Raw genomic sequence first — 21,622 nt, forward strand, 5'->3', positions numbered from 1 at the left:
CTCCCGCGCAAGGGTGCGGGCCGCGCCCATACGGCGGCAACGCATTTTCTCAGCCGGGCTCGCGCAGCATCCGCAGCAGGTCCCACTCGGTCTCGCAGACCCGCCGTCCGATCGCCGCCAGCTCCACCGACCTGGCCCCGCCGCGCAGGTGCCGCATGGTCTGCATGACGCAGATGACGCCCCACTTGAGCACGCCGAACGTCTCCCACCAGCGCAGCGCGTCGCGGTCCACCTTCGCGCCGCCCGCCTCCTCGTAGGCCGCGATCAGCTCGTCGTAGCCGCCGAACCCGCCGACGGGCAGCGGCGAGCCGAACCGCCACGCCTTCACGCACAGCCACCCCAGGTCCTCCAGGGGGTCGCCGGCGTGGGCCAGCTCCCAGTCGAGCACGGCCCGCACGCCCTCAGGCCCGACGATGAGGTTGCCGTTGCGGAAGTCGCCGTGCACCACCGAGGGCGGCCCGGCGGGCGGGCGGGACGCGGCCAGCCGCCGCAACGCCAGCTCGAACACCGGGTGCGGCTCGCCCAGCAGGTCGAGCACGTCCCGCCAGCGCGCCAGCGGGTCGGCGCCGGGGTCGGCGTCGGGGGGCAGGCTGGACAGCGGCATCCGGTGCACGGCGGCCAGCGCCCGCCCGCACTGGGCGGCCAGCAGCGGCCGGGCGGCGGCGTAGGCGTCGTCGCGCAGGATCCTGCGCGGGATCGTCTCCCCGTCCACCCGCTCCATCAGCACGTACGGCACCCCGCCCGCCGACCCGTCGGCCACGACCCGCGGCACCGGCACGCCGGCCCCGGCCGCCGCCCGCATGAGCCGCGCCTCCGCCTCCAGCGTGGTGCCCGCCTCCCCGGCGCCGCCGGGCGAGTCGAGCCGCAGCACCAGCTCGTGCCGCTCGCCGCCGGGCGCGGCGACGTCCAGGGCCCACGTCTCCCGCGACGCGCCGCCGGGGAGCCGTACCCGGTGGGGGAGCGCGGCCTCCGGGCCGAACACCTCCGCCACCACGTCCGCCACCACGGCGGCCACCGTGTCGCCGCTCACCGGAGCCCGAACTCCCAGTTGCCGCCGGCCGCGTACGAGCCCAGGATGCGCCGGCCGACCGAGTCGATGTGCACCTCGTCGGGGCCGTCGTAGATGCGCCCGGCCCGCGCGTGCCGGTACATCCGGTCGAGCGGCGTGTCGCCCGTCAGCCCGGCCGCCCCGTGCACCTGGATGGCCCGGTCGATGACGTTGTGCAGCATCCGCGCGCCGACGACCTTGATCGCGCCGATCTCCACGCGGGCGTCGGAGCCGGCGTCGATCGCCTCGGCGGCGTTGAGCGTGAGCAGCCGGGCCGACTGGATCTCGGCGTAGGAGTCGAACACGTGCTGGCGCATGAGCTGCTTCTTCGCCAGCGGCTCGCCGAACGCCGTGCGCTCGTGCAGCCGCCGGCACATCAGGTCGAAGGCCCGCTGCGCCTGCCCGAGCCAGCGCATGCAGTGGAAGATGCGCCCCGGCCCGAGGCGCTTCTGCGCGATGACGAACCCGCGGCCCCGCTCGCCGAGCAGGTTGGAGGCGGGCACCCGGACGTTGTCGTAGCGCACCTCGCAGTGCGCGCCGTCCAGGCCGAGCACGGGCGTGTCGCGCACGATCGTGTAGCCCGGCGTGTCGGTCGGCACGAGGATCATGGAGAAGGCCAGGTGCGGCGGCGCGTCGGGCTCGGTGCGGCACATCACGGTCGTGTACGCCGCCCGCGAGGCCCCGGTGGTGAACCACTTGTGCCCGTTGATCACCCATTCGTCCCCGTCGAGCACGGCGCTCGTCCGGATCTGGGTGGGGTCGGAGCTGGAGACGCCCGGCTCCGTCATGGCGAAGCTGGGCGAGATCTCGCCGCGCACCAGCGGCTCCAGGTAGCGCTCGCGCTGCTCGGGCGAGGCGTGCTCGTGCAGCATGAGGGAGTCCTGGAGGGTGTACGTGCCGAGCGCGATCTGGCCGAACTCGCTGCGTCCCTGCACCTCGTTGACGTAGACGTAGTCGAGGAACGGCAGCCCGCCGCCGCCCAGCTCACGCGGGTGGCCGAGCGCCCACAGGCCCTCCTTCTTCGCCGCGGCCCGCAGGTCCGCGAGTGCCGCCTCGGCGGCGGGCCCGCCTTCGTGCAGCACCGGCTCTGCGGGCTCGACCCGCTCGGTCATGAACGCATGGACGGCGTCGCGGACGGGCCGGACGCTCGCGGGCACGGCGAAGCTCATGCATGGATCTCAGCGGAATATCGTTGCCCAGTCAACGGTCAGGACGACGGTTCAGGGCAGCCAGCTCACCTTGCCGCGCAGGAAGGCGTACCCGACGAAGGCCACCGCGTCGATGAGCGTGTGCGCCACGATCAGCGGCATCGTCCGCCCCCACCGCTGGTAGGCCCGGCCGAACACCACGCCCATCACCACGTTCCCGACGAACCCGCCGAACCCCTGATACAGGTGGTACGACCCCCGCAGCAGCGACGACACCACGACCGCCCGCCACGGCGACCAGCCGGCTTGCCCCAGCCGGTGCAGCAGGTAGCCGGCGACCAGCACCTCCTCCAGCACGCCGTTCTGCGCCGCGGCCAGCAGCAGCACCGGCACCTGCCACCACACCTCCGGCAGCGCGCCGGGCACGACGGTGAGGTTGATCCCGACGGCCTGCACCGCCAGGTAGAACGCCAGCCCGCTGCCGCCGATCAGCGCCGCGAGCGCCGCGCCGCGCAGCAGGTCGCGGCGCGGCTCGCGCAGGTCGGCGCCGATCGTGCGCAGCGACTCGCCGGAACGCGCCAGCAGGTACGCCACCAGCCCGACCGGCGCCACCGCGATCGCGATCTGGGCGAGCTGCAGCGACAGGTCCAGCCACGGCCGCCCGGGGGCCATCGAGCCGACGAGCACGGCCTGCTGGCTCTTCAGCTCCTTCGGCGCGGTGAGCGCCCCGACCAGCCGGATGAGCGCGATGAGCCCGCTCGCGCCGAGCGAGACCGACATCACGACGAAGATCTCGGCCCCGATGAGCCGGGGCGTGAGTGCCGGGACGGCCGCGGGTGGCGACTGAGTGCTCATGAGCGCAGATTAGCCGCACCCCTCATCGGACCCGGATAAAGGGCTTAGGCGTGTGCTAGAAGGAATCCATGACGCGAACCGGATCGCCCGCGGGTCCCCACGACGTCCCCGCGGCCGCGCAGCTCGTGGCCGCGGTCCGCGACTTCCTCCAGAGCGACGTGCTGCCGGCCGTGGACGGGCGCACGCGCTTCCACACCCGGGTCGCGATCAACGTGCTCGGCATGGTGGAGCGGGAGATCGAGCTGGGCCCGGCCCAGGCGGAGGAGCACGCCGCCCGCCTGGCCGCCCTCGGCGTGGCCGGCGACGCCGAGCTGGCCGCCGCCGTCCGCGACGGCGGCCTGCCCGACGACCACGCGCTGGTGAGCGCGCTGGAGCAGGCGGTGCGGGCGAAGCTGGAGGTCGCCAACCCCGCCTATCTCGGGGACTGACCGGCGGGGGTCAGTGCGAGCCGGTGAGGTCGAGGTCCTTGACCCGCGGGTCGCCCTCGTCCACGAAGTAGTGCTCGCGCCTGGTGGCGTCCGGCCCGTCGGCCACCTTGAACGCCCGGAAGGCCAGCGTGCCGAGCACCGCGACCACCAGGTTGACGATCAGCGCCAGGAACCCGGCGTAGACCGTCATCGTGGTGTCGAAGCCCAGGTTGGCCAGCCCGAACGCCGACCCGCCGAAGTGCGCCTTGCCGTTGGCCGGGTTGGGGATGAGGTAGAGCATCCACATGCCCGCCGCGAGGCCGAGCGCCCAGCCCGCGAGCAGGCCGCCCTTGTGGAACCAGCGGGTGTAGAGGCCGAGCGCCACCGACGGCAGCGTCTGCAGGATGATCACGCCGCCGATGAGCTGCAGGTCGATCGAGAACTGCGGGTCGAGCAGCAGGATGCACAGCACCGCGCCCACCTTGACCACCAGCGAGACGATCTTGGAGACCTTGGCCTCCTGCGCGTCGGTGGCGTCCTTGTTCAGGTACTCGCGGTAGATGTTGCGGGTGAACAGGTTGGCCGCCGCGATCGACATGATGGCGGCGGGCACGAGCGCGCCGATGCCGATGGCCGCGTACGCCACGCCGGTGAACCAGTCGGGGAAGACCTGGTCGAACAGCCGCGGCACGATCGTGTTGGCGTCCGGCCTGCCGTTGGCGCCCACGACCGGCTTGGTGCCGGCCGCGATGGCCATGTAGCCGAGCAGCGCGATCAGGCCGAGCACGAGGCTGTAGGCGGGCAGGGCCGACATGTTCCGCTTGATGACGTTCCGGTTCTTCGAGGCCAGCACGCCGGTCAGGCTGTGCGGGTAGAGGAACAGCGCGAGCGCCGAGCCGAAGGCCAGCGTCACGTACTGGAGCTGGTTGGTGGCGTTCAGCGTGATGCCGTCACCGGGCGCGGGGGTGGCGGCGAACTTCTTCGCGGCCGCGTCGAAGATCGAGCCCCAGCCGCCCAGCTTGGCCGGGATGTAGAGGACCGCGACCAGGATCACGATGTAGATGAGCGCGTCCTTGACGAACGCGATCAGCGCGGGCGCGCGCAGCCCCGACTGGTAGGTGTAGGCCGCGAGGATCGCGAAGGCGATGACGATCGGCAGGTGGCCGGTGATGCCCATCGACTTCAGCACGGCCTCGATGCCGACGAGCTGCAGCGCGATGTACGGCATCGTGGCCACCAGCCCGGTGATCGCGACCGCGAGGGCCAGCGTCGGCGAGCCGAACCTGGCCCGGACGAAGTCGGCCGGCGTCACGAAGCCGTGGACGTGCGAGACCGACCACATCCGGGTCAGCACCAGGAACACCAGCGGGTAGACCACCACCGTGTACGGCAGCGCGTAGAAGCCCAGCGCGCCCGCGCCGAACACCAGCGCGGGCACCGCGACGAAGGTGTAGGCGGTGTAGAGGTCGCCGCCGACCAGGAACCAGGTGATCCAGGAGCCGAAGCTGCGCCCGCCGAGGCCCCACTCGTGCAGGCTGTCGATGCTCTCGGGCCGCCGCCAGCGGGCCGCGACGAAGCCCATGACGGTCACGACCAGGAACAGGACGACGAAGACGACCAGCTCGGTCGTGTGCCCGCTCACTTGGTCATCCTGTAGACGATCGTCGTGCAGGTGACGCCGACGGCGATGAAGGCGATCTGCAGCCAGTAGAACAGCGGGAAGCCGAGCAGGCGGGGCTCGTCGGCGTTGAACAGGAAGGTGAGCAGCGGCAGCACGATCGGCAGGACCAGCAGCCAGTTCCAGGGGCTGCGGTCGGTGCGGGGCTGTCCGGGTTCCCCGGTGGTCATCGACCCTCCGATGGCGAAAAGCAGAGACCGGTGGTGACCGGTCCTGACAGTGGAGTCAACGGAGGGACACTAACTTTTGCACAGGTATTTAACCCAGTGCGGCGAATATTACGGTTCGGCCTAAATGGCGGAAGTTTGTCTCATCATGCGGAACGGTCGCGGGAGAAGCCGCAGGTCACAGCCTCGCCCGTTGGTTACTCGCCGGTATTCACCGGCCGATGATCGGTGAATGGTCGGTTACTCGCGCCGAACGGTCGGGCCGCCGGTCAGGTCGTCGGCGATGTCGCGGGCGCCGTACCCGTCGGGCGCCGGCACCTCCGTCACCGGGTCGGGGCGGTCGTCGAACTCCAGCCGCAGCGCCCGCGCCATCGTGGCGTGCATCTCGTACATGCAGGTGATGTACGTCAGCTCCAGGATCTGCTCGTCCGGCAGGTGCCGCCGCAGCACGGCGAACACCTCGTCGGGCACCCGCCCGCCGTCCAGCACCAGCGCGTCGGCGTAGGCCAGCACGGCCCGCTCCAGCTCGCCGAAGCAGTCGCTGACCTGCCAGGCGGGGATCGCGCGCACCTTCTCCTCGGGCACGCCGAGCGCCCGGAGCTGCTTGCAGTGCTGGGAGTAGACGAACCGGCTCTGCCGCGCCCAGCCGGCCCGGGTCTGGCCCAGCTCGCGCAGCACCGGGTCCAGCGTGGCCTCCCGGTAGACCTGGAAGCCCTTCACGCAGTGCCGGAAGATCTTCGGGTCCAGCGCGAAGACCTCCCACCAGTCGCCCGGCGAGCCCGTCGCCGTGCCCTCCCTCTCGGGGGAGAACAGCCGGTCGTGGAAGTGGGCCACGACCGGGTCGGTCATCTCCGCGCGCGGCACGCGCCGCAGGCGCGGCATCAGCCGGCCCCGCCGGGGACGGTCCTGTCGGCGGCGGTCCTGGGCTCGTGGCGCACGTCGCCCGGCTGCCCGACCTGCCGCGTCCAGGCGGCGAACTCGACGAGGACGCCGTCGGGGTCCTTGAAGTAGATCGAGCGCACGAACACGCCGTCGTGCATCTCGGGGGCCACGCCGAACTCGCTGTCGTCGTGGTTGAGCAGCACGCCCACGTCGATGCCCTTGGCGACGAGCCGGTCGCGGTACTCCTCGATCCGCTCCGGCGGCACGTCGAAGGCGATGTGGTTCATCGAGCCCACGGCCGAGACCAGTTCGCCCCGGTCGGGCAGGTTGCGCGGCGCGGAGACACCGGGGACGCCGTCGGGCGCGTCCGGGAACCAGAAGAAGGCGAGGGCGTTGCCGCCGCCGCAGTCGAAGAAGAAGTGCTGGCCCCAGCCCATCGGCAGCTCGATGGTCTTGATGAGCGGCATGCCCAGGACGCCGGAGTAGAAGTCGACGGTCTGCTTCATGTCCGAGCAGACCAGCGCGATGTGGTTGACCCCGCGAAGCTCGAATTCGCTGTTCATAGTAATTCCGTGCTTATCACAGGGACTTGGAGTAAAACATGACATGAGATGTCCTCTTTGGGCGGCAGGCTCGGCACATGATCGCTGTGGTAGCGGGGGCCACCCGCGGAACGGGACGAGGAATCGCGGTCGCGCTCGGGGAGATCGGCGCGACCGTCTACTGCACGGGGCGCAGCACGCGCGCGGCACGCTCGGAGATCGACCGGCCGGAGACCGTCGAGGAGACCGCCGAACTGGTCACCGCGGCCGGCGGCACCGGCGTCGCGGTGCCCGCCGACCACCTGGACCACGAACGGGTGGCGGCGCTGGCCGAGCGGGTCGAACGCGAGCAGGGGCGGCTCGACGTGCTGGTCAACGACATCTGGGGCGGCGACCACCTGTGGAAGTGGGACACCCCCGTCTGGGAGCACGACCTGGACGACGGGCTGCGGCTGCTGCGGCTGGCCGTCGAGACCCACCTCGTCACCGCCAGGTTCCTGCTGCCGCTGCTCGTCAGGCACGAGGGCGGGCTGGTCGTCGAGGTCACCGACGGCACCTGGGAGTTCAACCAGACCCGCTACCGGGGCAACGTCTACTACGACCTGGCCAAGGTGGCGGTGAACCGGCTGGCGTACGCCTGGTCGAACGAGCTGCGCCCGCACGGCGGCACGGGCGTGGCGATCACGCCCGGCTTCCTGCGCTCGGAGGCCATGCTCGACAACTTCGGCGTCACGGAGGAGACCTGGCGGGAGGCGAAGGCCGACCCGGCCTGGATGGTGTCCGAGACGCCCGCCTACGCCGGCCGCGCCGTCGCCGCGCTCGCCGCCGACCCGGACCGGAGCCGCTGGTCGGGCCGCTCGGTGACCAGCGGCGAGCTGGCCGAGGCGTACGGCTTCACCGACGTGGACGGCAGCCGCCCCCAGGTGTGGCGGTTCATCACCGAGGTCCTGGAGCAGGGGAAGGAGGCGGACCCCGCGGGCTACCGCTGATAGATCGCGGCGGTGCGGGCGGCGGCGTCGGCGACCATCGCCCGCAGCTCCGGCGGCTCCAGCACCTCCGCCTCCGGCCCGAACCTCAGCACCTGTGAGAAGGCCACCTCCAGCGACTCCACCGCCAGCCGCACGGTGCCGTCGGGCGCGAGCGAGGCGAGCGCGTCCGCCAGCGCGGCCGGATCGGCGACGTGCCGCAGGATCCGCCGCCCGCGCTCGCTGAGCCGCAGCGTGATCTCCTCGCGCAGCAGCGAGCGGCTGAACTCGGCCGACCGCTCCGCCCAGAACGCGGCCAGGTCGAAGCCGGGCTCGCGGTCGAAGGTCTCGGGCAGCACGTCCACCTCGCCGAACCGGTGCACGCGGAAGATGAGGAAGCGGCTGCCGAGCCGGGCCGCGAGATACCAGGCCCCGGCCTTGAGCACCAGCCCGTACGGCTCCAGCACGCGCGGCCGGTCCTTGTAGCGGGCCCGCACCCGCCGGTCGTTCCACACCGCCCTGGCCAGCGCGGACAGGGCGGGCGGCGGCGGCGCGTCCCCGGCGAACCAGCCGGGCGCGTCCAGGTGGAAGCGCTGCGCGGCGGTCGCGGGGGCGTCGCGCAGCCCGGGGGAGAGCGCCGCGGCGGCCTTCAGCCGGGCGGTGGCCGCCACGTCCTGCAGCCCCATCTCGCGCAGCGCGGCCGGCACCCCCGACAGGAACAGCGCCTCGGCCTCGGCCCGGTCGAGCCCGGTCAGCCGGGTGCGGTAGCCGTCCAGGAGCCGGTAGCCGCCGCCGCGCCCCCGGTCGGCGTAGACCGGCACGCCCGCCTCGGCGAGCGCGAGCACGTCGCGGTGCACGGTCCGCTCCGAGACCTCCAGCTCCTTCGCCAGCTCCGCCGCCGTCATCCCGCCCCGGCCCTGCAGCAGCAGGACCAGCGACATCAGCCGCGCGGCGCGCACAGCGGCAGCACCACGGCGGAGGGCAGCCCGGGGGAGTGGAAGACCTCGACGTCGGCGGGCACCATCGGCCCGCCCGCGGCCAGCGGATCGCCGGTGCCGGGGTTGCGGGCGATCGTCGGGTACGCCCCGGCGGCCACGTGCACCCGGAGGCGGTGGCCGCGCCGGAACCGGTGTGCGATCGGCCACAGGCCGACCTCGGCCCGCCGCACGCCCTCCGGCCCCGGGCCCTGTCCCCCCGGGCCGAGGCGGCGCACCCCTTCGCACACGTTGAGCGAGCGCCCGTCCGGCGCCACGTCGCACACCCTCACCACGACGTCAACGTACGGGGTGCTGGAGCGGACGAACAACTCGGCGCGTACCGGGCCGATCATCTCCACGTCCGCGCGCAGCGCGGGCGAGCTGTAGACCAGCACGTCGCGGCGCTGCTCCAGCCGGCGCTGGTCGCGCGGGCGGGAGTCGCCGAGCAGCACGGGCCCGCCGATGACCGGGGTCGGGCGGGCCGGGTCGTAGCGGAAGCGGTCGGGATCGGCCTCCTGGGGGCCGTCCTCGCCGAGGCCGAAGCCGTGCTGCAGGTGCCAGCGCCGCTCGCGCATCCCCGGCACCGGCCAGTCGGGGTAGTCGCGCCACTCCTCCGCGCCCGTCACGTAGAGGCGCACCGGGTCGGGCCGCAGCAGCGAAGGATCGCCCAGCAGGTGCGCGCGGAACCACGCCGACGTCTCGATCATGGTGGGGCGGGCGTGCCGGGCGTCGATGTGGTACCAAGGGCCGATCGTCAGGTACGGCCGGCGGCCCGCCCGGCGCAGCGCCGCGTAGTCCTGGAGCTGCCAGGGCAGGAAGACGTCGTACCAGCCGCCCAGCATGGTGACGGCCGCGTCCACCTCGCCCACCTTGGGGGAGAAATCGCGCTTGTCCCAGTACGGGACGGCCGGATCGGCGTGATGGGCCACCAGGTCCTGGAAGAACGGCAGCGGGTGCCCCGCCGACAGCAGGTCCAGCTCGGCCACCGGCCGCCCCGACAGCACCGCGCGGCGGGTCGAGCGCGGCGCCGTCAGCACCGCGGCCCCGCCGAGCCGGCGCGACATGCCGTCGGTGAGCGTGGTCCAGCTCAGCGCCGACTCCAGCGCGAACGCGCCCCCCACGTAGGCGGCGTCGCGGAACTGGGAGGCGGTGATCTGCGTCGCCATCGCCTTCAGCTCCGGCCCGGCGTAGGGGGCGACGGCCCACTGCGTGTAGCCGAGGTAGGAGGGGCCGAACATGGCGAACGAGCCGCCGTACCAGGGCTGCTCGCGCAGCCAGGCGATGGTGGCCAGGCCGTCGTCGTGCTCGTCGCCGAGCGGGTCCAGGGTGCCGCCCGAGCCGAAGCCGCCCCGGCAGCTCTGGATGACGACATGGAGGCCCTGACGGGCGAACCCGCGGCCGTACATGAGCCCGAACAGGCCGCGCCGCCCGTACGGCGAGCGGACGAGGACGACGGGTGCCCGCCCCGTCCCGGCCGGGGCGTAGTGGTCGGCCAGCAGCCGCACGCCGTCGGGCATCGGGACCGGCAGGTCGCGCTGGAGCCGGACACGTCTCATGTACTACTCAGTAACATACGTCGGTCCGGCCGCGGTAGCCCCGGGCCGGCCCCCCGGGAGGGACCGGCCCGGGAGCACCGTCAGGGAGCCGTGCGGTCGGGCCGCTCGGAGATCCGGATCGCGTTCACGACCGGCGACCCCACCCGCGTCGCGAAGCGCACGTTGAGCTGCCCGTCGTCCACCCGGACCGTGTACTGCCTGGCCACGGCCGTGTAGGCGCCCGACTCCAGCGCCAGGTCCAGCGCCGGGATCGCGAGCTGCCCCTCGACCAGCACGTCGAACACGCGCCTGCCGATCTGCGTGTTCTTGATCTCGGCGAAGTCCAGCTCCACCGTGTACGTCCCGGCCGGCACCCCGTCGAAGCGGTACTCCAGCATGCCCTCGCGGGCGGACCTGAACAGCGCCTGGTCCGTCGTCCCCGCGATGGTCCTGGTCGTGCTCAGCGTCCTGCTGGAGGTGGCGACGTAGCCGTGGGAGCCCTGGGCGTACCTGCGGTCGGGCGTCCAGGCGTCCCCGGCGGCGTCGGTCGCGGCCTTCGACCCGCCGACGTCGACCGCCACCTGGAGCTTCGGCACCACGACCTTGACCGCGATCTCGATGGTGGGCTGCCGCCCGCTCGCCGACTTCACCAGGACCTTGCCGGCGCGCACCGTGCCAGCCGCGACCCCGTCGCTGGAGACCGTCACCTTGAGCGTCACCTGCTGCCCGGTGGCCAGCTCACCGGCCGCGGGCGTCACCGCCGCCCACGTCTCGCCCGTCACCGTGTACGGCGTCGGCGAGCCGAGGTTGGTGAGCGTCAGCGTCCGCGTACGGGTGGACCCGGCTGGCATGACCACGGTCAGCTCCGCCGCCGACGCGCTCACCCGCCCGGTCACCAGCTTCGTGTCGAGCCGGGTCACCGAGGCGGGCGCGATCGAGACCGCCCTGGTGAAGGTGCCGTAGTGCTCCTTGGACACCGTCACCTCGTAGTCGCCGGCCAGCACCTGCCCGTAGAAGGAGCCGTCCGCGCCCGTCGTGAACGTCGCCACGTCGCCCACCTTGACCGTCGCCCCCGCGATCGGGTCGCCGTCGTTGGCGTCGGTGACCGCGCCCGTCACCAGGCCGTGCCGGCTCGCGGTGAACGTCACGCCCTGCCCGGAGGCGAGCGCCGCCTCCTCGTAGGAGTAGCGCATCGCGTCCGTGCCGGTCGCGTTCTCGATGCCGACCGTGGCGCTGGTGCCCCGGGCGCGCTCGCTGTCGAGGTCCTTGTAGCGGAAGGAGATCGAGCCGTCCTCGCCCAGCAGCGCCGCGAACGAGATCCGCTGCGCGGTGGCGTTGTAGAAGGTGACGTTGCGCCACTCCACCACGAACGCCCGGTGCGGGGCCGTGCCCGTCACCGCCGTGTACACCCCGCCCTGCGCGTCCACGATCAGGTCGTCCCAGTACGGGTAGACCGCGTGGTTCGGCGTCGAGGTGGTGGGCAGGGTGCCGTTGCTCGCCGTGGACACCCGGGCGTCGGCGAAGGTGAGGAACCCGTTCGTGGCGATCCACGCCCGGCTCTGGCCCGCCCCGTAGAACGGCACCGGGAACGGCAGCGTCACCTGCGCGGCCTCGTCGTCGCCCGTCAGCGCCAGCTTCTCGGTCCCGGCCACGTACGGCTGCGCCCCGCCCTTGCAGGTGTAGCCGAACCCGTCGCCGCGCAGCGGCAGCTCGATGTCCTTGGTGACGTCACCGGACACGGTGACCGCCGCGGTCGCCGGGCTGGAGCAGCGGGAGGCCGGGGTGACGGCCAGCTCGTAGTCGCCCTCCGGCAGCTCCAGGCTGTAGCGGCCGGCCGCGTCGGTGACGGCGCTCACCGGCGTGCCGCGCGCGGCGACGCTCGCGCCCGCCTCGGGCGTGCCCGCCGTGCTGACCGTGCCGGACACCGTGCCGCCGGCCTTGCGGGTCATCGGCACGTCCGCGGTGGCGCTCTGCCCGGCGGCGATCGTCACCCGGACGGTCGCCGTGTCGTAGCCGAACTTGGTCGCGGTCAGCTCGTAGTCGCCCGCCAGCAGGCGCGGGATCGCGTACGCGCCGTCCGCGCCGGTGGTGACCGTGCGGGTCACCGCCCCGGTCACGGTGACCGTGGCCCCGGCCAGCGGCGCGCCGCCGGAGGTGACCGTGCCGCTGAGGTCGCCGGTCTCGCCCCTCGGCGCGGCGTTGACGGCCGCGTACGCGTCGAGCCTGCCCTCGCCCCAGACGTTGTTGTCGGCCGCGGTGCCGCCGCAGCTCGTGTCGTCGACGTCCACCGCGGTCGAGTCGAGCAGCGGCCGGGTGTTCGCCACGTCGCCCTGCAGCGCGGGCGAGGCCGACCAGATCAGCGCCACCGTGGCCGCCACGTGCGGCGAGGCCATCGAGGTGCCGGTGTAGCTGTCGTAGGTGCCGCCGGGGGTGGAGGAGCGCACGTTGACGGCGGGCGCGGAGATGTTCGGCTTGGTCTCGCCGCCCTCGCCCTCGCCCTTGCTGGAGCGGGCGTACACGGCGTTGTCGACGTCGAAGCCGCCCGCGCTGTAGCTGATGACGTACTGGCCGGGGGAGCCGGAGGTGTCGCAGGCCGGGCCCTCGTTGCCGTTGGCGAAGGCCGGGAAGATGCCGGCCGCCACCCACGCCTCGACCGTCTCCTTGTACCACGGGTCGTAGCCGTCGCCGCCCCAGGAGTTGTTGACGATGTCCGGCGCGAGGTCGGGGCGCGGGTTCCGCCCCGAGGCGTCGGTGGGCGCGAGGATCCACTGCCCGGCGGCCAGCAGCGAGGCGTCCGTGCACGTGTTCAGCTCGCAGCCCTTGGCGGCGATCCAGCGGGCGCCGGGGGCGACGCCGATGCCGTTCGCGCCGACCATGGTGCCCATGACGTGCGTGCCGTGGCCGTTGTTGTCGCACGGCGCCGACGTCGGGCAGACCCGGGCCGGGTCGAACCAGTTGTAGTCGTGCGTCACGGTGCCGTCCGGGTTCCTGCCCCGGTAGCTCGCGGCCAGCTCGGGGTGGTCGAACTGGGCGCCGGAGTCGATCGTGGCGACGACGACGCCCTCGCCCCTGTTGCCCGTCTCGCTCCACACGCGCGGGGCGCCGATCCGGTCGATGTTCCACTCGACCGCGTTCACCCGCGCCTCGGCCGCGCCCTCGGCCGGCTTGGGCAGGCTGAGCGTGCGCACCGGGGCGATGGCCTCGACCTCGGGCAGCTTGGCGATCTCCGAGGCCAGCTTCTCGTCGGCGGTGACCCGCACCGCGTTGACGATCCAGTACGAGGTGTAGTCGGCCGAGCGGGCGTCCAGCAGCTTGCGCAGGCCCTGCTGGGCCGTCTCCGCGCGCTCGGTCTTGGCCTCGACGACCAGCTCGGCCTTGGCCTGCTTGGTGGTGGCCCGGCGGGCGCCGCTCAGGTCGGCGGCCCCCTTAACCCGGACCCAGAAGGTGGCCTTGCCGTCCTGCTCCAGCGCCGCCTGGACGGCGCCGTCGATCTTGCCGGGCTCGGCCGCGGCCGCGGCCTGCGGGAACAACGCCTGCGGGGATAACAGGGCGGCGGCGACGAGCCCGGCCAGGGCCGCCCGCCTGCGGGGGGTGATGAGCACACGCTCTCCTTCACGTGATCTTTCCGCCTCTGTCGGAAAGAGTGAAGCGCGCATGTCGGGAAAGCAAGACTTGTCGTAAACCGTGACATGACAGAGAGAAAGGAAATTCGGTCAGCCGTAAAGGGGGCCGTGCCGAAACGGGTCAGCTGAAATGCCGCCAGCGCGGCCAGCTGACCGACCACGGGGTACGCAGGTCCCGGCAGAGCCACACCGTGAGCCCCTGCTCCTCGTTGTCCACGCCGGCCCGGTTGCCGACCGTGGCCCGCGGCTCGCACGTCCCGAACTGCCCGCGGATCCGCGGCCCCACGTTCACCAGCACCGCCGTGGTGGCGGTGTCCGGCGGCGGGCCGAACAGCCAGAGGTGGTTGTGCGCCGAGTACACACGCGGCACCCCGGCCCGCACCAGCGCCCCGTGCTCGCCGTAGCTGCCGGTGAACACCATCGCCGTCGCCTGCTCGGCCGGCGGGACCGCGGCGCGCGCGCTCTGCGCGGCCGCCACGAACTCCGGCCAGCCGACCGACTCGCGCGCCACCTCGTTGAGCACCGGCACCGGCGTCTCCGCGAGCTCCGCCACCGGCACCAGCGGCAGCGCCAGCAGGGCCGACAGCAGCCCGCTGAACGCCAGGCCCGCACCCGCCGCCAGCCGCACCCCGCGGGCCGCCGCGGCGGCCGACACGCAGCCCGCCGCGAACAGCAGCAGCACCAGCCCGCCGGTGTAGTCGAAACGCCCGCCGGCGATCAGCGTCAGCGCCGCGGCCACCGGATAGGCCACCGCCAGCGCCCGCACCCGCCGGTCCCGCCACAGCCGCACGAACCCGAAAGCCGCGATCACCGACACCGCCGGCCCGAACAGCGTGAGCTGCATCGGCACGAACAGCATGCGCTGCTCCGCGCCCTTGTCCGCGCTGAGCGCCGCCGCCATACTGAGCTGCGGCCAGTCGTTGGCCACCTGGTAGATCAGGTTCGGCACGGCCAGCGCGAGCGCCAGCAGGCCGCCCGCCCACAGCCACGGGCTCGCGAGCACCCGCCGCGGCCCCACGGCCGCCAGCCCGGCCGCCAGGCCCAGCACCAGCAGCGCGATGAGGTGCTTGTTGTAGGTGGCCAGCCCGATCACCGCCCCCGCGGCCAGCCACCAGCGCGGCTCCCCCTCCCGCAGCAGCGCCCTCAGCAGGAACAGGATCGCCGCCGCCCACAGCGGCAGGTCGAAGCTGAGCGTCAGCAGCGAGTGCCCGGCGATGAGGGTGTACGCCCCCGTCGCCGTGCCCGCCGCCGCCAGCGTCTGGGCCGCCCTGGAGCCGTCCAGCTCGCGCGCGATGAGCGCCACCAGCCACACCAGGACCGCCATGGCCAGCGCCGGGAACACCCGGATGCCCGTGATCGTGTCACCGAACAGCCGGATGCCCGCCCCGGCCAGCAACGGCGTCAACGGCGGCTGGTCCACGTATCCCCAGCCGGGATGCTCGGACAACACCCGGAAGTACAGCTCGTCGCGGTGGTAGCCGTAGGAAGGGCTCAGCGCCAGCAGCACCCCGAACAGCAGCACCGCGACCACCGTGACCGACCGCCACGCCAAGGGCCGCTCCATGGACGCCCAAGCTAGATCCTCCGCGCGTCGTTTGTCACGACCGCGGCGTGGTCGCGTTGCGCGATCTTGGTCGGGGGGGTTAACCTGTCGGCATGCGAAACAGCGCTCAGCTCCAGTGGTGGCGCCGCTCCTAGGCGGCGCGAGTTTCGCATTCCTCATGGACGGCCGCCCCGGATGGCGGCCTTTCTCGTGTCCGCCCCCGGGGCTCGATCATTTCACGTGATAAGGGGCAGCAAGTGGAGACGAGCGGATATACCACCGCCGGGGGGATCGGCGTCGAGCGCGAGGCCCACGAGGTCGACGAGGCGGCGCTCGAAGAGATCGTGACCGCCCTGGGGGAGCGCCGCGGCGGCGCCTTCTCCTCGGGCATGGACTATCCGGGCCGCTACAGCCGATGGGCCTTCGGCTACGTCGACCCGTGCCTCGAACTGGTCGCCCGGGGCCGCACCATCGCCGCCACCGCGCTCAACGAGCGCGGCCGCGTCGTCCTCCCGGCCGTCGCCTCCTGCCTGCTGGCCGCGGGCAAGCCGGTCAGCGAGCCGACCGCCGACCGCGTCGAGGTGCACGTCCCCGAGTCGGAGGACCTGCTCCCCGAGGAGCTGCGCAGCCGCCGGCCCACCGTCTTCACCGCCATCCGCGAGGTCATCGCCGCCTTCCGCGGCGACGACCCGCACCTCGGCCTGTACGGCGCCTTCGGCTACGACCTGGCCTTCCAGTTCGAGCCCATCCGGCAGGAGCTCGTCCGCCCCGACGACCAGCGCGACCTGCTGCTCCACCTGCCGGACCGGCTCGTCGTCGTCGACCGCCAGCGCGAGACCTGCGTCGAATACCGCTACGAGTTCACCGTCGACGGCGCCACCACCCGCGGGATGGAGCGCACCGGGTCCGCCACGCCCCTCCGCGAGCCCGGCGAACTGCCCGCCGACCCCGTCAGGGGCGACTACGCCAAGGTCGTCGCCGCCGCCAAGGAGAAGTTCAAGCGCGGCGACCTGTTCGAGGTGGTGCCCGGCCAGGTCTTCCACGCCGCCTGCACCGACCCGGCCGGCTTCTACCGCGCCCTGCGCCGCAGCAACCCCGCCCCGTACGAGTTCCTCATCAGCCTCGGCGAGGGCGAGCACCTGGTCGGCGCCTCGCCCGAGATGTACGTCCGGGTCAGCGGCGACCGCGTCGAGACCTGCCCCATCTCCGGCACGATCGCCCGCGGCAGCAACCCGGTCGAGGACGCCGAGGCCATCCGTACGCTCCTGTCCAGCGTGAAGGAGGAGTCGGAGCTGACCATGTGCACCGACGTGGACCGCAACGACAAGTCGCGCATCTGCGTCCCCGGCACCGTCAAGGTCATCGGCCGCCGCCAGATCGAGCTCTACTCCCGCCTCATCCACACCGTCGACCACATCGAGGGCCGCCTGCGCCCCGAGTTCGACGCCCTCGACGCCTTCCTCACCCACATGTGGGCCGTCACCGTCACCGGCGCGCCCAAGACGTGGGCCATGCAGTTCATCGAGGACCACGAGGCCACCACCCGCCGCTGGTACGGCGGCGCCATCGGCTTCATCGGCTTCGACGGCTCCATGAACACCGGCCTCACCCTGCGCACCGCCCAGGTGAAGAACGGCGTGGCCACCGTACGCGCCGGGGCCACGCTGCTGTTCGACTCCGACCCCGAGGCCGAGGAGCGCGAGACCGAGCTCAAGGCCAGCGCCCTGCTCGGCGCCCTCGCCGCGGTCAACGAGCCCGGCGCCGTCCCGGTCGCCGAGCCGCGCCCGCAGCCGGGCCTCGGCATGAAGGTGCTGCTCGTGGACCACGAGGACTCCTTCGTCAACACCCTGGCCGACTACTTCCGCCAGGAGGGCGCCGACGTCGTGACCCTGCGCCACGGCTTCCCGCCCCACATGATCGACGACATCGCGCCGGACCTCGTCGTGCTCTCGCCCGGCCCCGGCAGGCCGTCCGACTTCGGGATGTCCGCCCTGCTCGACCAGGTCTACGCCCGCGACCTGCCCGTCTTCGGCGTCTGCCTCGGGCTGCAGGCCATGGTCGAGCACGCCGGAGGCACGCTGGAGCTCCTCGGCTACCCCGAGCACGGCAAGCGCGGCCAGGTCGGCCGCCTCGGCGACAGCGCCCTGCTCGACGGCCTGCCCGAGCGGTTCACCGCCGCCCGCTACCACTCGCTGCACGCCAAGCGGCCGGGGGTGGTCGGCTTCGAGGCCACCGCGCTCACGCCCGACGGCAACGTCATGGCGATCGAGGACACCGAGCGGCGCCGCTTCGCCGTGCAGTTCCACCCCGAGTCGATCCTCACCCAGGAGGGCGGCGCGGGCGCCAGGGTCATCGCGAACGTGCTGCGCCTGTGCCGCCGGTGACCCCGGCTCTCACGAAACGGCCGCGGGGGCGTGCGGGGCTCCCTTAGAGTCTCCGCATGCTCTGCGTAGATCTGCCCGACACGGTGCGTGACGCGCTGCTGGCCCCGCTCGTGGACCACCACTGCCACGGCGTGCACCGCGACGACCTGGGCCGGGCCCGGTTCGAGCTGCTCATCAGCGAGGGCGGGGCCCCGGCGCCGCCCGGGACCACCCACTTCGACACCCCTTACGGGATGGCGGTGCGGCGCTGGTGCGCGCCCGTGCTCGACCTGGAGCCGCACGCCCCGCCCGCCGTCTACCTCTCCCGCCGGGCCGACCTCGGGGCCGTCGAGGTCAACCGGCGGCTGCTGGCCGCAGCGGGGGTGGTCGCGTTCCTGGTCGACACCGGGACCCAGGACCTCGGCCTGCTGTCGGCCGCCGAGATGGGCCGCCACGGCGGGGCCGCGGCCGACGAGCTGGTCCGCGTCGAGCAGATCGAGCAGGACGTCGCCGAGAGCGCCGCGCTCGCCGTCGACTACCTCGACACCCTGGGCGAGGAGCTGTCCGCCCGCGCCGCCCGCGCCGTCGGGCTGAAGACCGTCGTCGCCACCCGGTGCGGGCTCGACTTCGACCCGGCCCGGCCGAGCCGCGGCTCGGTGATCGCCGCCGCCAACCGCCGGCTCGCCGCGCCCAGGGAGCCGCTGACCGACCCGGTGCTGCTGCGGCACCTGCTCTGGAGCGCCGTGGACGTCGCCAGGGAACGCGGCCTCCCCCTCCAGCTTCACACCGGCTTCCCCACCTCCACCGCCCCCGTCCCACCCCACCCCGACCCCACCCGCTTCCACGGCGCCCTCGGCCACCCGGACGCCGCCCGTCTGAACGGCGGGGGAGCCGGTCACACCGACTCTGGCCGTTCCAGTGGCGGGGGCGACGGCTACGCCGACCCTGCGCGTCCCAGCGGCGGGGGCGGGCGGGCGCTGAGCGCGTCCGAGCTGCTTCTGGGCGGCCTCGTGACGCCGCCGGAGCCGCCCGGCCCGCACCGCACCGACCCGGCCAGGCTGAGCGCGTTCATCGCCGCCCTGCAGCCCCTGAGCGTGCCGGTGATCCTGCTCGGCTGCTACCCGTTCCACCGCCAGGCCGCCTACCTCGCCGGCCTCCACCCCCACGTCTACGTGGACGTCGGCCTCGCCCTGCCGCACAGCGCCGCCGCCGCGGCCCGCGTCATGGAGGACCTTCTGGAGCTCGCCCCCTTCCACAAGCTGCTCTTCAGCTCCGGCTCCCGGGGCCTGGCCGAGAGCTGCCTGCTCGGCGCGCTCTACTACCGCCGCGCCCTCGGCGCGGCCCTGGCCGCCCGCGTCCGCGAGGGCGAGTGGAGCGCCGCCGACGCCGCCCGCGTCGCCCACATGATCGGCTCGGGCAACGCCCGCCGCGTCTACCGCCTCTGACCGGCCCGTTTCCCAAACGGCCTCTCACCTGGTTGGATGCATGACTGGTCACCGAACACCGGAACGAGCGGGGGGCTCCAGAAAACATGCGCAGTGTCGAACCCGAGGTCTTCATCGTCGCCCGTCCGGCGCTCGACTACGACGAGCTGGCCCGCTACCTCTCCGAGGTCGGCGGCGAGAGCTGGCTGGAGCGGCTCGACCGCGGCGACCTCGACGCGCAGAACCTCGCCGAGTTCGCCGGCCGGCTCTGCTACCGCTCCTTCGAGCCGGGCCTCAACCCCAACGTCGTACGCATCCGCGAAAACCAGGACGAATACCTGCGCAACATCCTGGCCAGCGCCCACGGCTCGGTCCTGGAGCACGTCAGCTTCAGCTTCGTGCTGCACAACGTGAGCCGCGTGCTCACCCACGAGCTCGTCCGGCACCGTCCCGGGGTGGCCATCTCGCAGGAGTCGCTGCGTTTCGTCCGCCTCGACGAGCTGCCGTTCTGGTTCCCCGAGTGGGCGCAGGCCGACGAGGAGCTCATGAAGCGGGCCACGGCGGTGCTGGAGCAGCTTGAGCAGTTCCAGCTCTGGATGGCCGGCCACTTCGGGCTCGACGAGGAGGGCGTGCCGTTCTCCGAGAAGAAGCACCGCACCTCGTTCATGCGCAGGTTCGCCCCCGAGGGCGTCGCCACCGGGCTGGTGTGGACGGCCAACGTGCGCACGCTGCGGCACACCATCGAGGCGCGCACCGCCGTGGGCGCGGAGGAGGAGATCCGCATGCTGTTCCAGCGCATCGGCGAGCTCATGCGCACGGAGGCCCCCGCCCTCTTCGGCGACTACGTCGTCGAGGACGGGGCCTGGGTCCCCGGCTGGCGCAAGGTCTGACCCGCACGCCCTGCCCCGGACGGGGCTGTTCAGGACAGGGCGGTTCAGGACAGGGTGGTTCAGGACAGGGCGGGCAGCACGTAGACCTCCGCGCCCGGAGGGAGGGCGCAGTCGAGGCCGCCGAGCCCCCGGGCGTTCTCGCCGCAGACGAACATGCTGATGTGCCGGCGGATGCGCCCGTACTCGTCGCGCAGCCGCTCCTCCAGCATCGGATGGGCGCGGCGCAGCGACTCCAGCGCCGAGCCCAGGGTGGGCGGGGAGTCCCGGTCGGCGCCCACGGCGAAGACCTTGACCTCGGCCCGGCCGCTCACCCACCGCCGCAACGTGCTGGGCAGCACGAAGACCACCATCGTCACCGATCCGGCCATGGGTCAGAGCACCGCCGCGCGCACGGTCAGGACGTCGGGCAGATGCCGGGCCACCGTCGTCCAGCTCTCGCCGTCGTCGCGCGAGCAGTGCACCTCGCCGTCGCGGGTGCCGAAGAACAGGCCCGCCTCCGACATGGTCATCGCGTCGCGCAGCACGGTGGCGTGGACCGGCCCTTCCGGCAGGCCGCGCTCCATCGCCCGCCAGGTGCCGCCGGCGTCGTCGCTGCGGTAGACGCGGTAGCGGTGGCCGACCGGCGTGCGGTCCATGTCGGCGTGCAGCGGCAGCACGTAGAGCGTGTCCGGCCGGGCGGGATGGGCGACGACGGGGAAGCCAAAGTCGGACGGCAGCGAGGCGCCGATGTCGTGCCAGGCGCCGCCGAAGTCGTCGCTGCGGTAGACGCCGAAGTGGTGCTGGAGGTAGAGCCGGCCGGGGCGGGCCGGATCGGGCGCGACCTTGTGCACGCACTGCCCGAACTCGGGGTACTGCTGCCCCTCCGGCAGGAACGGGGCCCGGATGCCCTGGTTGGCCGCCTCCCAGGACAGCCCGCCGTCGGAGGTGCGGTAGAAGCCGCCCGTCGAGATCGCCACGCCCATGACCCGGGGGTCGGAGGGGTGGCAGACGATCGTGTGCAGGCACAGCCCGCCGCCGCCCGGCACCCAGCGCGGGCGGTGCGGGTGCTCCCACAGCCCCTCGACCATCCGGTAGGTCACGCCGCGGTCCTCCGAGCGGAACAGCGCGCCGGGCTCGACCCCGGCCCACACGACGTCGGGCTCGCTGGGGGAGGGCACGAGCTGCCACACCCGGGTCAGGGTGGCCTCGGTCTTCTCGGGGAAGGCGATCGGCGGGCGCTCGGCCTCGCTCCAGGTGCGGCCCAGGTCGTCGCTGTACATGACGGACGGGCCGAAATGGCCGTACTCGATGCCGGCCAGCAGCCGGGGGGTGGCGGCGCGGGTGTCGACGGCGACCGACGGGACCGCCACCGTGGAGAACTGGATCGGCTCGACCTCGAACGGGCCGCCGTCGCGGGAACGGGCGAGGAACAGGCCCTTGCGGGTGCCGATCGCGAGCACTGCGTCAGTCATCGGATCTCCTTCGGCGTGAGAGCTGGTCTCGGAGCGGGAGCGGAGGATGCGGCGCGGGGGTGAAGCGGCGTGACTCTGATGGGTGTGACTCTGATGCGCGTGGCTTGGTTTGATGGGCGTGACT

The 21,622-nt window shown here is 73.0% G+C and carries 18 protein-coding genes; 5 read left to right on the forward strand and 13 right to left on the reverse strand.

The features are described from left to right. Positions 1-49: 49 nt before the first annotated feature. The 3 genes from Nocox_RS18775 to Nocox_RS18785 are packed head-to-tail and all read right to left on the reverse strand — an operon-like array spanning position 50 to position 3,051. Positions 50-1,030 (reverse strand): phosphotransferase family protein, encoded by a 981-nt coding sequence (locus Nocox_RS18775; RefSeq protein WP_020539864.1) that lies wholly within the window; start codon positions 1,028-1,030, stop codon positions 50-52. Continuing rightward, positions 1,027-2,217 carry an acyl-CoA dehydrogenase family protein gene (locus tag Nocox_RS18780; protein WP_020539863.1) on the reverse strand — a complete coding sequence of 397 codons (1,191 nt, stop codon included), beginning with the start codon at positions 2,215-2,217 and terminating at the stop codon, positions 1,027-1,029. Before Nocox_RS18780 ends, Nocox_RS18775 begins: the two co-directional genes overlap by 4 nt. A gap of 51 nt (positions 2,218-2,268) precedes the next feature. Beyond that, entirely contained in the window at positions 2,269-3,051 is a 783-nt protein-coding gene (locus Nocox_RS18785; RefSeq protein WP_020539862.1) for a CPBP family intramembrane glutamic endopeptidase, read from the reverse strand. A gap of 68 nt (positions 3,052-3,119) precedes the next feature. Here Nocox_RS18785 and Nocox_RS18790 point away from each other — a divergent pair, with 68 nt between their 5' ends. Next, the gene (locus Nocox_RS18790; RefSeq protein WP_020539861.1) at positions 3,120-3,479 is read left to right on the forward strand and encodes a DUF6285 domain-containing protein; all 360 of its coding nucleotides are present in this window, start codon (positions 3,120-3,122) and stop codon (positions 3,477-3,479) included. Positions 3,480-3,489: 10 nt separating this feature from the next. On the opposite strand, the gene mctP is transcribed toward Nocox_RS18790, so the two are convergent. The 4 genes from mctP to Nocox_RS18810 all read right to left on the reverse strand — a co-directional run bounded on the left by mctP (position 3,490) and on the right by Nocox_RS18810 (position 6,748). Beyond that, entirely contained in the window at positions 3,490-5,100 is a 1,611-nt protein-coding gene (gene mctP / locus Nocox_RS18795) for a monocarboxylate uptake permease MctP (protein WP_020539860.1), read from the reverse strand. Next, complete coding sequence (locus tag Nocox_RS18800; RefSeq protein WP_020539859.1) at positions 5,097-5,306, reverse strand: DUF3311 domain-containing protein; 210 nt, start codon at positions 5,304-5,306, stop codon at positions 5,097-5,099. The genes mctP and Nocox_RS18800 overlap by 4 nt, the downstream gene beginning before the upstream one ends. 237 nt (positions 5,307-5,543) lie before the next feature. Then, the gene (locus Nocox_RS18805; protein ID WP_020539858.1) at positions 5,544-6,185 is read right to left on the reverse strand and encodes a carboxymuconolactone decarboxylase family protein; all 642 of its coding nucleotides are present in this window, start codon (positions 6,183-6,185) and stop codon (positions 5,544-5,546) included. Beyond that, the gene (locus Nocox_RS18810; protein WP_020539857.1) at positions 6,185-6,748 is read right to left on the reverse strand and encodes a VOC family protein; all 564 of its coding nucleotides are present in this window, start codon (positions 6,746-6,748) and stop codon (positions 6,185-6,187) included. The genes Nocox_RS18805 and Nocox_RS18810 overlap by 1 nt, the downstream gene beginning before the upstream one ends. 77 nt (positions 6,749-6,825) lie before the next feature. Here Nocox_RS18810 and Nocox_RS18815 point away from each other — a divergent pair, with 77 nt between their 5' ends. Then, the gene (locus Nocox_RS18815; protein ID WP_020539856.1) at positions 6,826-7,716 is read left to right on the forward strand and encodes an SDR family oxidoreductase; all 891 of its coding nucleotides are present in this window, start codon (positions 6,826-6,828) and stop codon (positions 7,714-7,716) included. Here the strand turns inward: Nocox_RS18815 and Nocox_RS18820 are convergent. From Nocox_RS18820 to Nocox_RS18835, 4 genes are all read right to left on the reverse strand, one after another. Further along, the gene (locus Nocox_RS18820; protein ID WP_020539855.1) at positions 7,707-8,651 is read right to left on the reverse strand and encodes a helix-turn-helix transcriptional regulator; all 945 of its coding nucleotides are present in this window, start codon (positions 8,649-8,651) and stop codon (positions 7,707-7,709) included. The two genes, Nocox_RS18815 and Nocox_RS18820, sit on opposite strands and share 10 nt — an antisense overlap. Then, entirely contained in the window at positions 8,633-10,225 is a 1,593-nt protein-coding gene (locus Nocox_RS18825) for a CocE/NonD family hydrolase (protein ID WP_033407473.1), read from the reverse strand. Before Nocox_RS18825 ends, Nocox_RS18820 begins: the two co-directional genes overlap by 19 nt. Positions 10,226-10,305: 80 nt before the next feature. Beyond that, entirely contained in the window at positions 10,306-13,806 is a 3,501-nt protein-coding gene (locus Nocox_RS18830; RefSeq protein ID WP_020539853.1) for a S8 family serine peptidase, read from the reverse strand. A 142-nt stretch (positions 13,807-13,948) separates the two neighbouring features. Beyond that, a complete protein-coding gene (locus Nocox_RS18835) occupies positions 13,949-15,391 on the reverse strand; it encodes a glycosyltransferase family 39 protein (protein ID WP_026213682.1) in 1,443 nt (480 codons plus the stop codon). A 236-nt stretch (positions 15,392-15,627) separates the two neighbouring features. Between Nocox_RS18835 and Nocox_RS18840 the strand changes: the two genes are divergently transcribed. The 3 genes from Nocox_RS18840 (at position 15,628) to thyX (ending at position 20,047) form a co-directional block, all read left to right on the forward strand. Further along, a complete protein-coding gene (locus Nocox_RS18840; RefSeq protein WP_020539851.1) occupies positions 15,628-17,754 on the forward strand; it encodes an anthranilate synthase component I in 2,127 nt (708 codons plus the stop codon). 56 nt (positions 17,755-17,810) lie between these two features. Next, positions 17,811-19,178 (forward strand): amidohydrolase family protein, encoded by a 1,368-nt coding sequence (locus Nocox_RS18845; RefSeq protein ID WP_020539850.1) that lies wholly within the window; start codon positions 17,811-17,813, stop codon positions 19,176-19,178. An 86-nt stretch (positions 19,179-19,264) separates the two neighbouring features. After that, positions 19,265-20,047, forward strand: coding sequence for an FAD-dependent thymidylate synthase (gene thyX / locus Nocox_RS18850; protein ID WP_020539849.1), 783 nt, complete (start codon positions 19,265-19,267; stop codon positions 20,045-20,047). Between the two features lie 59 nt (positions 20,048-20,106). Here the strand turns inward: thyX and Nocox_RS18855 are convergent, their stop codons facing one another. Both Nocox_RS18855 and Nocox_RS18860 read right to left on the reverse strand, forming a co-directional pair. Further along, positions 20,107-20,415, reverse strand: a complete 309-nt coding sequence (locus Nocox_RS18855; protein ID WP_020539848.1) for a ubiquitin family protein — start codon at positions 20,413-20,415, stop codon at positions 20,107-20,109. A gap of 3 nt (positions 20,416-20,418) precedes the next feature. Then, positions 20,419-21,498 carry a WD40/YVTN/BNR-like repeat-containing protein gene (locus Nocox_RS18860; protein ID WP_026213679.1) on the reverse strand — a complete coding sequence of 360 codons (1,080 nt, stop codon included), beginning with the start codon at positions 21,496-21,498 and terminating at the stop codon, positions 20,419-20,421. Positions 21,499-21,622: the final 124 nt, after the last annotated feature.

The organism is Nonomuraea coxensis DSM 45129, assembly GCF_019397265.1.
GTDB lineage: Bacteria > Actinomycetota > Actinomycetes > Streptosporangiales > Streptosporangiaceae > Nonomuraea > Nonomuraea coxensis.